This is a genomic window from Dactylosporangium sp. NPDC049140, assembly GCF_040648435.1.
Genome location: NZ_JBEZDS010000020.1, coordinates 24,192 through 37,582, shown reverse-complemented (window position 1 = coordinate 37,582; position 13,391 = coordinate 24,192). Strand labels below are relative to the sequence as shown.

Annotated in this window: 8 protein-coding genes; 4 read left to right on the top strand and 4 right to left on the bottom strand. The window is 73.1% G+C overall.

What is annotated here, in order from left to right:
- Positions 1 to 6: 6 nt before the first annotated feature.
- The 4 genes from AB0B76_RS28920 to AB0B76_RS28905 are packed head-to-tail and all read right to left on the bottom strand — an operon-like array spanning position 7 to position 2,970.
- Positions 7 to 561, bottom strand: a complete 555-nt coding sequence (locus AB0B76_RS28920) for a hypothetical protein (RefSeq protein WP_360381443.1) — start codon at positions 559 to 561, stop codon at positions 7 to 9.
- Positions 558 to 1,181 (bottom strand): response regulator transcription factor, encoded by a 624-nt coding sequence (locus AB0B76_RS28915; RefSeq protein ID WP_360381442.1) that lies wholly within the window; start codon positions 1,179 to 1,181, stop codon positions 558 to 560. The genes AB0B76_RS28920 and AB0B76_RS28915 overlap by 4 nt, the downstream gene beginning before the upstream one ends.
- Positions 1,178 to 2,323 (bottom strand): ATP-binding protein, encoded by a 1,146-nt coding sequence (locus tag AB0B76_RS28910; protein ID WP_360381441.1) that lies wholly within the window; start codon positions 2,321 to 2,323, stop codon positions 1,178 to 1,180. Before AB0B76_RS28910 ends, AB0B76_RS28915 begins: the two co-directional genes overlap by 4 nt.
- 29 nt (positions 2,324 to 2,352) lie before the next feature.
- Positions 2,353 to 2,970 carry a hypothetical protein gene (locus AB0B76_RS28905; protein ID WP_360381439.1) on the bottom strand — a complete coding sequence of 206 codons (618 nt, stop codon included), beginning with the start codon at positions 2,968 to 2,970 and terminating at the stop codon, positions 2,353 to 2,355.
- Between the two features lie 460 nt (positions 2,971 to 3,430).
- On the opposite strand from AB0B76_RS28905, the gene AB0B76_RS28900 reads away from it, so the two are divergent.
- The 4 genes from AB0B76_RS28900 (at position 3,431) to AB0B76_RS28885 (ending at position 13,385) form a co-directional block, all read left to right on the top strand.
- Complete coding sequence (locus AB0B76_RS28900) at positions 3,431 to 3,940, top strand: GGDEF domain-containing protein (protein ID WP_360381438.1); 510 nt, start codon at positions 3,431 to 3,433, stop codon at positions 3,938 to 3,940.
- 331 nt (positions 3,941 to 4,271) lie between these two features.
- Positions 4,272 to 4,877, top strand: coding sequence for a hypothetical protein (locus AB0B76_RS28895; protein ID WP_360381437.1), 606 nt, complete (start codon positions 4,272 to 4,274; stop codon positions 4,875 to 4,877).
- The gene (locus tag AB0B76_RS28890; RefSeq protein ID WP_360381436.1) at positions 4,874 to 10,369 is read left to right on the top strand and encodes an Ig-like domain-containing protein; all 5,496 of its coding nucleotides are present in this window, start codon (positions 4,874 to 4,876) and stop codon (positions 10,367 to 10,369) included. The genes AB0B76_RS28895 and AB0B76_RS28890 overlap by 4 nt, the downstream gene beginning before the upstream one ends.
- A 10-nt stretch (positions 10,370 to 10,379) precedes the next feature.
- Positions 10,380 to 13,385: a family 43 glycosylhydrolase gene (locus tag AB0B76_RS28885; protein ID WP_360381434.1), complete on the top strand. Its 3,006-nt coding sequence runs from the start codon at positions 10,380 to 10,382 to the stop codon at positions 13,383 to 13,385.
- The last annotated feature ends 6 nt before the right edge of the window (positions 13,386 to 13,391 follow it).

Below are 13,391 nucleotides of genomic sequence, written 5' to 3'. Positions count from 1 at the left end.
CCGGCATCAGCGCAGCTCGATGCGGTTGATGTCGGGGGCGTCGCCGGCGTCGTTGAAGCAGCGGATCCAGGTGCTGCCGGCGGGCAGGAACACGGTGAGGGAGGTGCGGGCGGGAATGAGGTAGTCGCCGGCGCCGGCGAGCGTCAGGGTGTGCACGGGCCCGTCGGCCACGGCCACCTTCAGGGTGCGGAGAACCTCGGTCTCGTACACGATGACCAGGGTCCGCTCGCCGGCGGCGGGGACATCGGGGACGCGGATGGCGAGGGTGTTGGGGCCGCCGATGTACCCGACGCGGCTCCCGCCGTCGCAGGTGGGGCAATCGATGACGCGGGCGCCCTTGCGGAGGTTCGCGCGGTCCGCGGCGTGCACCAGGATCGGCGCGAACGCCGTTGGAGTCTCGGGGGACGGCCGCGCCGAAGCTGAAGGGGAAGCCGACGCCGTGGCCAGCCCCGCGGCGCCCGGAGGAGACTCGGACGGCAGCAGCAGCGGGGGGACGATCGCGACGACCGCCGCCACGCCCACCGCGAGCGCGGCCCACCCCCAGCGGCGGCCGGGCGTCATGTGCGGCCGGTCCAGCGCAGCAGGGCCTCGGTGCGGTTCGTCACGCGGAGCTTGGCGTAGGCGCGGTGGAGGTGGTTCTTCACCGTCTTCTCGGTCAGCAGCAGCCGGTGCGCGATCGCCGCGTTCGACAGGCCCTCCGCCAGCAGGTCGAGCACGTCCTGCTCGCGGCGGGTCAGGCCGTGGCGCGGGCGGGGGCGGCCGGCCGGGCGGGCCCGCATGGTGGCCGTCGCGACCGCGGCCGCGGCGGGGGAGAGCCAGCCGAAGCCGGAGGCCACGGCGACGACCGCGCGGTGCAGCTCGCCGGGGGTGAAGGCGCCGTGGATGAGGTACCCCCGGGCGCCCCCGTGCAGCATCTGCGCGATGAGCGCCGGGTCGGGGTCGCTGGTGAGCACGAGGACCGAGCTCAGCCGGGCCAGGTCGGCGAGGACGGACAGCCCGTCGGCGACCGGCATGCGGTGGTCGAGCAGGGTCACGGCCGGGCCGGTGCGGCGCGCCTCGGCGAGGGCCTCGAGGCCGTCGGCGGCCTCGGCGACGACCGTCACGTCCGGGGCGCCGTCGAGGAAGCCGCGCAGGGCGGCGCGCACGATCGGGTTGTCGTCGACGACGAGGACGCTGATCATGCGGGGATAGCGGCTTCGACCGAGGTACCGCCGCCGGGGGTTGATCGGACGCGCAGGGCGCCGCCGGAGAGCCTCGCGCGCTCGGACATGCCCAGGAGGCCGTAGCGGTGCTCGGTGCGCAGCGCCACGAGGCTGGGCGGCACCGGGAAGCCCCGGCCGTTGTCGGCGACGGTGAGCACCAGGCGGCCGGCGACCGCGGCCAGGCGCACGGTGACGGCGGTGGCGGCGGCGTGGGTGGCGGTGTTGCGCAGCGCCTCCTGCAGGATGCGGCACAGCTCGTAGCGCACCGGCAGCGTCGGGTCGCCCGGGGCGAGGTCGAGGCGCACCTCGATGCCGGTCGCGCGCTGCCACGCCGCGCACAGGTCGGTCACGACCGCGGCGAAGTCCCGGGTCGGCTCATCGGAGCGCAGGCCGTCGAGCAGGTCGCGGGCCTCGCGGGCGGCGGCCGCGGCGCCGGTGGAGACGGTGTCGGCGAGGCGCTCGGCGAGGCCGGGGTGGCGGCGCAGGCTCTGCGGCAGGGCCAGGGCCGCGAATGAGACGCCGCGCAGCGTCTTGGCCACCGAGTCGTGCAGCTCGCGGGCGAGCCGGGCGCGCTCGTCGGCGGCCGCGGCGCGCTGGGCCGAGGCGACGACCCCGACCGAGAGCTCGACGTGGCGGTGCAGGGCGGCCGTGGCCACCGCGGCGCCCGTGGCGGCCAGGATGCACGCGATCGGGAAGGCGAGCACGAACTCGGCGTGGGCCGGGTTGGCGGCGAGGACGCGGGCGGCGACGGCGTACCCGAGCGCGGCGTGCGCGGCGGCCAGCCAGAGGGCGTGCATCCCGATGACGACCCCGGCCAGCGCGGCGGCGCCGGCGGCGGCGCAGAAGTACGCGATGCCCGGGTCGACCGCGAGCAGCGCCAGGGTGAGCAGGGTGTCGGCGGCGAGCAGCGGCACGGGGTGGCGCACGACGTACGGGTTGCGCGCGAGCACGGCCAGCCCGGCCGCATGGGCCAGCAGCAGCACGGCCACGGACAGCAGCAGCGGGCGCGGGTCCGGGGCGAGCCGCAGCCCGGTCCCGGCCGCGGTGAGCGTGGCGGCGCCCCGGCCGAGCAGCACGGCCCGACCGAGGGCGGCGGGGGCCACCGCCCGATCGACGGTCATGCACGGAATGTACCGGGTTTCGGGACTTTTTAAATGACTCGAACCAACGCGAGCGGCTGCGACTCCCACATCAGCGCCGGGGTGCCGGCCGCCGTGGTGCCGTCGAGGACGCGGAAGATCGTCAGCGAAACCGACGAAGCGGACACCACGGTCGGATTCGCGTCGCTGATGGCGTCGATCGCCGTCACCGGCGGTACCGCCGCGGAGGGCGAACCCGTCCCGCGCACCGACATCGAGGGCGTGCGCGAGCGCACCACGCCGTCGCTGGACAGCTCCTCCGGGGCCTCGGTGCCGCCGGTGAGGACGGCCGTGGCCAGGCAGGCCGCGTAGACCGGGTCGGCGGCCGCGTCGTAGATCCAGCGCCGGCCGAGCACCGAGTGCTCCGAGGTGCCGAGCAGGTGCGCGTCGGCGCCCTCGAGCGGCGCGTCGCGGTAGGTCAGCGGGGTCTGGAACACCGGCCCGCCGGCCTCGGCCCGGACCAGGATCGTCTCCACGCCGACCGCGCCGGCCGGGTCGTCGAAGCGGAACGCGGACACCTTCTGCAGGTCCGGTCGCTCCGGCCCGGCGTACCAGGGGCGGCCCGGCAGCCAGGCGGCGAGGAGGTCGAGTTTGCCGGGGGTGAGATCCGCACGGTACAGCAGGGCCATGGGCTGATGGTACCGATCACACTCAGCCGCGGGCCCGGCCGGCCGGCGATGGTCGACGCCCTCATCTTCGCCACGGGCATCGGCCTGGTGCTGTGGACCTTCGTCATGCAGCCGATCGCCGACGACGAGACCTCGACCCTCACCGCGCGCGTCATCGCGCTGGCGTACCCGGCCGCGGACGTTTTGCTCGCGTACTCGGTCGTGACCTCCTACGCCGCGTACGAGAGCAGCGCCTTCGACGCCGGCTGGATGCTGTCCTACGTCTGCTGGGCCGCGGCGGCGCTGCACCCGTCGGTCCGCGGCTCGGACGCGGCGCCCCGCAACGAGGCCGTGCCCCGGGGCCGGGCCCGCCTGGCGGTCATGGCCGGCTCGTCGCTGCTGGCCCCGGCCGTGCTCGTGATCCAGGAGCCGCCCTGTTCCTGCTCTCGGCGCTGCGCATGGGGCCGGGCTCGTACACCAGGTGCGCACCCTCGCCATGCGCGACGAGCTCACCGGCCTGGCCAACCGCCGGGCCCTGGAGGCCCGCATCCGCGCCGAGCTCGGCCCGGACCGGCGCGCCCACATGGCCCTCATCGACCTCGACGACTTCAAGGGCGTCAACGACCGCCTCGGCCACAACGTGGGCGGCCGGCTCCTCGGGGCGGTAGCGGAGCGCCTCACCGGCCTCGTGCGCCCCGGCGACACCGTGGCCCGCCTCGGCGGCGACGAGTTCGCCGTGCACCTGCCGCGCACCTCGGCCGCGGTCGCGGACCGGATCGTCGCCTCCATGGAACAGCCGCTGGCCGTCGGCCCGCTCGTCGACGTGTCGGCGCACCTGGGCCTGACCGCGATCGCGCAGGGCGTGGAGACGGCGGACCAGGCCGACGCCCTGTACCGGATGGGCTACCGCTGCGGCCAGGGCTACCTGCTCGGCCGCCCCGAGGAGTCCCCGGCCTTCACGGAGGCCGCGGCGCTGACCGCCGCCAAGTAGGCCGCCGCCAAGTAGGCCGCCGCCAAGTAGGCCGCCACCCAGGCCTCGCCGGGAGTGGCACTTGCGACGAAGCGGGCTTATAGGGGATTTGCCTCGAAGCGGTCATGGAACGGCGTGCCGTCTCTCTGTGCAAGTGCTCCGTGCCGGTGGGAGCGTTTCCGGGCACGTCAGCGCGGCGTTTCGAAAAGATTTCGGCGCGGTCGAAACGTAGCGATGGCTGTCACAGTTGTAACAACCTTTCGAACGGCTGAAATAGACCGTTGACACCGCCGTAACGGGTTGCCACCATGCCCGAAAAGGTTTTCGTGGATTGGTGGTTATGTTTCGTCGCGTGCTGGCCGCGTTCGTCGCGGTCGTGGTCCTCGCGGGTTGCTCCGGGTCGCCGCCCAAGCCCGCGCCGCCCCCGCCCTCGCCGGCCGTCGACGGCGCCGACTCCGGTGGCCGGCTCGCGCTGTGGGTCCGCGCGCCGCTCGAGGTTCAAGCGACCCTCCTCGTCGACGCGTACAACGCGACCCATACCAACCACGTCGAGCTGACGCTCGCGCCCGACCTCCCCGCCCGCGTCGACGCCGCCGCCAAGACGGGGGCGCTGCCCGACCTGTTCGCCGGGGCCGTGGCCGACGTGCCGGGCTGGACCGGCCGCGGGCTCTACCGGGACCTCACCGCCGACATCGCCCGCCTGCCCTTCGCCGCGCAGCTCGACCAGCCCTCGGTGCAGGCCGGCGCCAAGCACGCGCTGCCGTTCGTCCTCAACGACCGGGGCGCCGACGACATCGGCATCTCCCGCGACTCCGAGCAGGCCGACCGGGCCTGGAACTTCATCGCCTGGGTGCTCTCCGACGAGGCCCAGGTGCAGGTGCTCGCCCGCAACGGGGACAAGGTCGCGCGGGCCGACCTGCAAGCCAACGAATTCTCGCAGAAAGGGGCCAGTTCGTGAGAACCCGCGCCGCGGCCGCCGCCGCGATCGCCGGCCTGCTGGTGACCGTCCTCAGCCCCGTGCCGGCGCACGCCGCACCCAACTCCGCCACCCCGTACCCGACCTTCACCGGCAGCGCCAACCCGGTGCCGGACGAGCGGACCGGGTACCACCCCCGCAACCAGCTCCAGGCGATCTTCGACGCCGACGTGGCGGCCGGGGCGGGCTCGAGCCCCGACAACGACTTCTGGATCGACCGCATGCTCGCGCGCACCGGCAACCAGCCGGGCGGCGCGAACGGCGACGCCAACCAGTACCTGTTCAGCCGCGGTCGCGCCGTGTTCATGAAGACGCACGCCCCGAACGTGCTCGGCTTCGGCGGCGAGGTCGCCTACATCGAGTCCATCGCGGGCGGCCAGGGCGCGTACACCGTCACCGCCTCGATCGACGGCGCCGACGTCGCGCTCACCGAGGACGTGAACCAGCGCAAGCAGACGCCGAGCTACTTCCGCACGGTGTTCGCCAACACCGGCAGCGGGCTGCGCATCACCGAGACGAAGTTCATCACCGACGCCAACGCCGCCGTGACGAACCTGGAACTGTCCAGCACCAGCGGCACCGCGAAGAACGTGACGCTCACCGCGAGCTCCGCTTTCGCGAAGACGAACGACGTGACCGAGCTGACCGGCGCGGTGCGCGCGTTCAACCAGCTCACCACGATCTTCCCGCGCTTCTCCGGCGACGGGTTCGCGCCGGTGGACGGCACGCTCCGGCAGACGATCGCGGTGCCCGCCGCGAGCTCCGCGACCACCAAGCTGCAGCTGGGCTTCATCACCAGGGAACAGCCGGCGTCCGGCACCGAGTACGCGCACGTCAAGGGCCTGAGCCCGGCCGCGGCCTACACCGAGCACGTCACCGACTACAACCGGTGGTGGGCCGACAACGTGCCCTACCTGGACACGCCCGAGAACAACATCGACAAGACGCTGTTCTACCGCTGGTGGCTCATGCGGTACAACTTCCTCGACGCCGACCTGCCGGGCAACGACTACCAGTTCCCGACGTCGATGGAGGGCGTGCTCGGGTACAACAACGCGATCGTGCTGAGCGCCGGCATGTTCGTCGACGACCTCAAGTACTTCCGCGACCCGGCCTACTCCTACGGCCCGTGGGTCTCGGCCGGCGAGGTGTCCAAGAGCTCGAAGTTCGTCGACAACCCCGGCGACCCGGCCAACTGGTCGAACTCCTACACGGAGTACATCTCCGAGGCGGCCTGGCGCTCCTACGAGCTGCACGGCGGGCCGAAGGCGATCGCGCAGAACCTCGCCGAGTACGCCGAGTACGACGTGAAGGGCCTGCAGCAGGCGTACGACTTCGACGGCAACGGCCTCATCGAGTACAACTGGGGCGCCATGACCGGCAACGACGCCGACGCGGTGTCGTTCCACTGGAAGCCCGGCTACATGGACCGCACCGAGAACGCCTACCTGTACTCCAACGCCAAGGCCTCCGCGGCCGCCTACCGCACCGCCGGCGAGACCGCCAAGGCCGACGAGATGGAGGCGTTCGCCGCGCGCATCAAGGCGGCTGTGCTGCAGTACCTGTGGGAGCCCGCCCGCAGCACCCCCGACGAGATGGGGCTCAGCGGCAACCTGCTCAAGCACCGCCTGGTCGCCGGCAACCAGCTCGTGCCGTGGAAGGAGATCAACAACTACTATCCGTTCTCGGTCGGGCTGATGCCGAAGCCGGGCGACCCCGACTACACCCAGCCCTACACCGAGGCGCTGCGGCTGTTCGGGGACAGCGCGCAGTACCCCATCTTCCCGTTCACCACCGCGAACCAGGCCGACAAGGCCGCGGCCGCGGCGGCGGGGGAGCCCGGCAGCAACAACTTCTCCGTCATCAACTCCACGGTGACGTTCCGGATGCTCTCCTCGGTGCTGCGCAACTACCCGACGAGCTACATCGACGCCGAGTGGTACAAGAAGCTGCTGTACTGGAACGCCTGGGCGCAGTACCAGAACAACGGTGACAACCGCTACCCGGACCAGAACGAGTTCTGGGCCGACGGCTCCGCCGACCCGCAGAACATCGGGTACCGCTCCTGGATCCACCACACGATCCTGGGCGCCACCAACTTCACCGTCATCGAGGACGCGATGGGCCTGCGCCCGCGCTCCGACGCGAAGGTGGAGCTCGACCCGATCGACATTGGCTGGGACCACTTCACCGCCAACAACATCCGCTACCGCGACCGCGACCTCACCATCGTGTGGGACGCGCCCGGCGGCCAGCGGTACTACGGCAACGACGTGCCCGAGGGCTACTCCGTGTACCTCGACGGGCAGCTCGCGTTCACCGCCGACAAGCTCGGCAAGCTCGTCTACGACCCGGCCACCGGCACGGTCGAGGCCGCGGCCGGCGTGCAGGTGCTGAGCCACGCCGCGATCACGGTGAATGCGCCGCAGGACGTCACCTACGGCCCCGGCGCGCGCATCGTCGACGTCATGGCCAAGGCGGGCGCGGACATCAGCCCGGCCAGCACCGGCTCGGAGAACTTCGCCCAGGGCCGCCCGGCCACCGCGACCTTCTCGGCCCCGGGGCGCGACCCGGCCGGCGCCGTCAACGGCACGACGATCAACGAGCCGTTCTGGGGTACCGCCGGATCGCCCAACGCCTCCGACTCGATCGACATCGACCTGCAGGGCGAGCGCTCGATCGACGACGTACGGGTGTACTTCTACAACACCAGCACGACCGCGACGGCCCCGGGCTACGCCCCGCCGGCCCAGTTCACCGTCTCCTACGACGACGGCAGCGGCTGGAAACTGGTGCCGAGCGAGTACCGGGCCCCGGCGTACCCGCGCGGCAACCTCAACCAGGTCCGGTTCCCGAGCGTCAAGGCCAGGAAGCTGCGCATCACCGTGCAGCACGCCCCGGGCGCGAAGACCGGCGTGAAGGAGGTGCAGGCGTTCGGCACCGGCGTCGCGGCCCCCGCGGCCGTGAACAACCCGCCGCTGGCCGACGCCTGGCTCGACTCGTCCTACAGCCAGGCCGGCTCGGCCCGCGTCATCGGCCTCGCCCAGGACGACGGCGACCCGGGCGCCGCGCTCTCCTCGGCGTGGACGGTCGCCGGCGCGCCCGACGGCGGCTCCGTGGCCTTCGAGCCGGCGAACGCGCCGGGCACGGTGGCCCGCTTCACCAGGTCCGGCCGGTACACGCTGCGCCTGACGGTCACCAACGGCCAGGCGAGCTCGACCAAGGACGTCGTGGTCAACGCGACCGCCCTGGCCGAGGGCGAGATCAACGTGGCCGCGACCGCGACCCCGTCGGCGAGCTTCACGGCCGGCTGGAACAACGTCAACGCGGTCAACGACGGCAAGCCCGCGCTGTTCAGCGGCGGCGCGCAGACCGACCTGTGGGGCACGTGGACCGGCAGCGAGCCGGCCACCCGCTGGCTGCAGTACGACTTCCCGGCCGCGGTGCGGGTCGACCGCGCGTCCGTCGACTTCTGGTCGGACAGCACCACGGGCGGCTCCGGGGTGGCGGTGCCGAAGTCGTGGAGCCTGCAGTACTGGGACGGGGCGAACTGGCAGAACGTGAGCAACCCGGCCGGCTTCGACCCGGCCGTGCGCGGGCGCACCAACGAGGTGACATTCGGCGCGGTCACCACGACGAAGCTGCGGGCCACGTTCAACGCGCTGCCCAACGCGGCCGGCACCGCCTACTCGGCGGTCGGCGTCTCCGAGTGGCGGGTCTTCGCCGCCGCCGCGAGCTCCGTGCAGGGGGTGGACGCGCGGACCCAGGCCGGCGTCGTGCCCACGCTGCCGTCCACGGTGGACGTCACCTACGCCGACGGCACCACGCTGCCGGTCGCGGTGGCCTGGGGCGGCATCGACCCGGCGAAGGTGGCCGCGGTCGGCGACTTCACGGTCTCCGGCTTCGTCGCGGGAACCACGCTCACCGCGACCGCCCACGTCTGGGTGCGCGGCCCCGACCCGGTGCAGATCAACACCGTCGACCCGGTCGCGGTGTCGACGAAGGCCGGGGTCGCGCCGCGGCTGCCGGCCGGGGTCACCGTCGGGTACAACGACGGCTCCCGGCAGAGCGGCGTCGCGGTCACCTGGGCGCCGATCGACCCGGCCAAGTACGCGGCGGCGGGCACCTTCGAGGTGAGCGGCCAGGTGGCCGGCACCGACAAGACGGCCACCGCGACCGTCACCGTCGGCACCGGCGGGCCGGGCGACACCGCCCCGCCGGTCGCGTCGCTGGCCGCCGACCCGGCCCCGGCGAGCGGCTGGACGACGTCCAGCGTCACGGTGACGGCCACCGCGACCGACAACGCCGACCCGTCCCCGAAGCTCGAGATCGCCGTCGGGACCGGGGGCTTCCAGGGGTACACCGGACCGGTCACGGTCACGGGCGAGGGCTCGACGACCGTGAAGGCGCGGGCCACCGACAAGGCCGGCAACGTCTCGGCGGTGACCGAGCGGAGCATCGGCATCGACCGGACCGCGCCCACGGCGACCGCGGCGCTCGACGCCGGCAGCCGCTCGGTGACCATCACCGGCACCGACGCGCTGTCCGGGATCGGGGCGGTGCAGTACCGCCTCACCGTCGGCGGCGTGGTGACCCAGGACTGGACGAACGCGAGCGGCGCCGTCCCCATCGGCTCGTCCGCCACCACGGTGGACTACCGGGCGGTGGACAAGGCCGGGAACACGTCCGCCGCCGGCACGCTGGCGGTCGCGGCGGGCCAGGCGCCGGTGAACGTGGCCCGCACGGCGTCGGCGTCGGCGTCGTACACCCCCGGCTGGGTCACCGCCGACAACATCAACGACGGGGCGGCCCCGACCGGGCCGATCGGGCCGAACACCGACGTGTGGAACACCTGGCCGCAGGTGGGCGAGCAGTGGATCCAGCTGGACTGGTCCGCGCCCGTCACCGTCGACCGGTCGCGCGTCTGGTTCACCCGGGACGTCGACGAGACCGGCGCCGGGGTGGCCCCGCCGAGCGCCTGGAAGCTGCAGTACTGGACCGCCGCCGGCACCTGGGCCGACGTCGAGCAGCCCACCGCCTACGGCACCTCCGCGACCGACTGGAACACCGTGACCTTCACCGCGGTCACGACCACGAAGCTGCGGGCCCTGCTCACCGCGAGCGGGACCGAGGAGGGCAAGGGCGCGCCCGGGGTGCAGGAGTGGGAGGTGTACGACGTGCCGGGCCAGACGGCGCCGCAGTACCACGTCGAGGTCCAGGCCAAGACCCAGTGCATCGCCGGCACCGCCTACGTCTCCGTCAACGCCCGCAACGCCGACAGCCAGACGCTGAACATCGAGCTGGTGACGCCGTACGGTTCGCGGACCGCGACCGGGGTCGCCCCGGGCAAGACCGCCTACCAGTCGTTCAACGCCCGCACCGCCTCGGTGCCGGCCGGCACGGCCACGGTGAGGGTCACCGGGCCCGGCGGCAGTACGGAGATCAAGGCCCCCTACACCGCCTCCACCTGTTAGGACGGCTCAGTTGCGACCCCTCCGCCTCACGGCGGTGGCGGGTCTGGTGCTGGCCGGGCTACTCGTCAGCCCGGCCGGCCCGGCCCACGCCGCCGACTCGTACACCTTCACCCACCCGGGCAACCCGATCCTCGCCGACGGCAGCTACTACTCGGCCGACCCGGCCCCGCTGGTCGCCGGCGACGACCTGTACATCTACACCGGCCACGACGAGGCCGGACCGGCCACCAACGACTTCCAGATGAACGAGTGGGGCGCGTTCCGCACGAGCGACGTCCCGAGCGGGCAGTGGACGCACTACCCGTCGCTGGCCCGCCCGGAGACGCTGTTCGCGTGGGCCACGGCCGGGCGCGCGTACGCCGGCCAGGTCGTCCAGGGCCCGGACGGGCGCTACTACTGGTACCTCCCGGTCAGCGAGCGCGTGAGCACCGCCGCGGACAAGTTCGCCATCGGCCTGGCCGTGTCCGACAGCCCGGCCGGGCCGTGGACCGACTACATCGGGGGCCCGCTGATCTCCCAGCGGGTGCCGGCGGCGAACGACATCCAGAACATCGACCCGACCGTCCTCGTCGAGAACAACCACGTCTACGTGTACTGGGGCACCTTCGGCCAGCTGCGCATGCTGGAGTACGCCGCCGACATGAAGACGCCCGTCGGCACCCAGAAGTCCGTCACCGGGCTCACCGGCTTCTTCGAGGCGCCGTGGCTCTTCGCGCGCAACGGCACGTACTACCTGGCGTACGCGGGCAACAACGCCGGCCCGACCTCGCCGTGCACCCCGGCGAACTACCACGCCTGCATCGCCTACGCCACCGCCGCGTCGCCGTCCGGGCCGTGGACCTACCGGGGCACGGTGCTGGCGCCGGTCTCCTCCACGACCAGCCACCCGGGCATCATCCAGTTCAAGGGCCAGTGGTACATCACCTACCACACCGCCGACGCGGCCGGGGGCGGGCACTTCCGCCGCTCGGTCGCCATCGACAAGGTGGAGTGGGACGACACCCAGTCCCCGCCGCGGATGAAGCCGGTCGTGCAGACGCCGGTCAAGGAGCGCGACCGCACCCCGCGGGCGAACATCGCCCAGGAGGCCAAGGTCACCGTCTCCAACGACCCGGTGCCGACGCAGTACTGGGTGAAGGCGCTCAACGACGAGATCGTGCGCGCCAACCCGCTCCCGCCGGACATGTGGGGCACCTGGACCGGGAACAACCCGGCGCAGCAGTGGGTGCAGTACACGTGGGACCAGCCGATGCGCATCGCGGGCTCGCAGATCGACTTCTGGAACGACCAGCCCCAGGGCAGCGGCGTCGGCGTCGCGGCCCCGGCGCGGTGGCGGATCCAGTACTGGAACCTCGCCGCCGGGCAGTGGGCCGACGTGGCGAACCCGAGCGGGTACACGACGTCGACGGCGGGCTTCCAGAACACCACCTTCGACCCGGTCACCACCACGCAGGTGCGGGCCGTGTTCGACGCCTCGACCAACGGCAGCACGTATTCGGCCGTCGCCGTCGAGGAGTGGAAGGTGCTCGCCGCGCAGCCGGCCGCGGTCACCGCCCCGGCCATGACGGTCGAGGTCGGCGAGACCGAGCTGCCGGGCACGGTGCCGGTGACGTTCGGCGCGGAAACACTCCAGGTGCCCGTGTTCTGGGACCCGGTCACCGCGGCAGAGCCGGGCCGGCTGACGGTCAAGGGCTCGGTGCTGGGCTACGCCGCCGGCCAGGTCTCGGCGGCGGTCACCGTGATCTCGCCCGGCGACACCGCCGGCGACGCGACCGCGCCCACGCTGACGCTCACCCCGAGCGGCAGCGCCGGCACCGGCGGCTGGTTCCGCTCGGCGGTCAAGGTGCGGGTGGCGGCCGTCGACGACCGCGGCGGGCGGATGACGATCCGGTCCACGGTGGACGGTGGCCCGGCCGCCGGCGGGTCTGCGGTGCGCTACGCCGACGTCACCGTGGCGGGCGACGGCCAGCACACGGTCACCGCGACCGCCACCGACCGCGCCGGGAACGTCTCGGACCCGGCGAGCCTGCCGGTGCGCATCGACGCGACCGGGCCGGCCACGACCTCCGCGGTGAACGGCCGGTCCGTGACCCTCACCGCGGCCGACGCCACCTCCGGGGTCGCCCGCGTCGAGTACGCGATGGACACCGGCGCGTGGGCCGCCTACACCGGCCCGATCGCCGCCCCCGACGCGAACAAGCACACGGTGTCGTTCCGGGCGACCGACAACGCCGGCAACGTCGAGAGCGCGAAGACGGTCATGATCCCGGCCGACCTGTCCGGGCCGCTCAGCGGCAACATCGGGCCGATCGCGACTCCGACCGCGTCGTACACGGCCGCCTGGAACAGCGTCACGGCGCTCAACGACAACGCCGACCCGGCGAACCCGGCCCAGGCCCAGCTCTGGGGGACCTGGTCCGGCAGCCGCCCGGCGACGCAGTGGGTGCAGTACGACTGGGCCCGGCCGATCCGGCTCACCGGCGCGGAGCTGAAGTTCTGGAAGGACTCCGAGCGCGGCACCGGCGACGGCGTGGCCGAGCCCGACGGGTGGCGGCTGCAGTACTGGGACGACACCGCCTGGCTCGACGTCCCCGGCCCCTACGGCACCTCGACGACCGCGTTCAACACCGTCACCTTCGCCCCGATCGTCACGTCCCGGCTGCGGGCGACCGTCAGCGCCAACGGCAACGGCACCACCTACTCGGCGGTCGCCGTCACCGAGTGGCGCGTCTTCGCCGACGACCCCGGCGCCGTACCCGTCACGGTGACCGCCCAGCCCCGGTGCATCGCCGGCAAGGCGTACCTCGCCGTGCAGGCGCACAACGGCCGGGACACGGCGGTGGACGTCGCCGTCGAGACCGCGTACGGCAACCGGTCCTTCGCGGCCGTCGCGCCCGGCGCGAACGCCTACCAGTCCTTCCCGGCCCGCGCCGCATCCATCCCGGCCGGCACCGCCACCGTCCGCGTCCCCGGCTTCGCACCCGTCACGGCCGACTACGGCACCCTCACCTGTTAGGAGCAC

Coding starts and splice junctions, on each gene's coding strand:
- AB0B76_RS28905 (WP_360381439.1), bottom strand. CDS start 2,970: ATGGCCCTGCTGTACCGTGCGGATCTCACCCCCGGCAAACTCGACCTC.
- AB0B76_RS28915 (WP_360381442.1), bottom strand. CDS start 1,181: ATGATCAGCGTCCTCGTCGTCGACGACAACCCGATCGTGCGCGCCGCC.
- AB0B76_RS28920 (WP_360381443.1), bottom strand. CDS start 561: ATGACGCCCGGCCGCCGCTGGGGGTGGGCCGCGCTCGCGGTGGGCGTG.
- AB0B76_RS28910 (WP_360381441.1), bottom strand. CDS start 2,323: ATGACCGTCGATCGGGCGGTGGCCCCCGCCGCCCTCGGTCGGGCCGTG.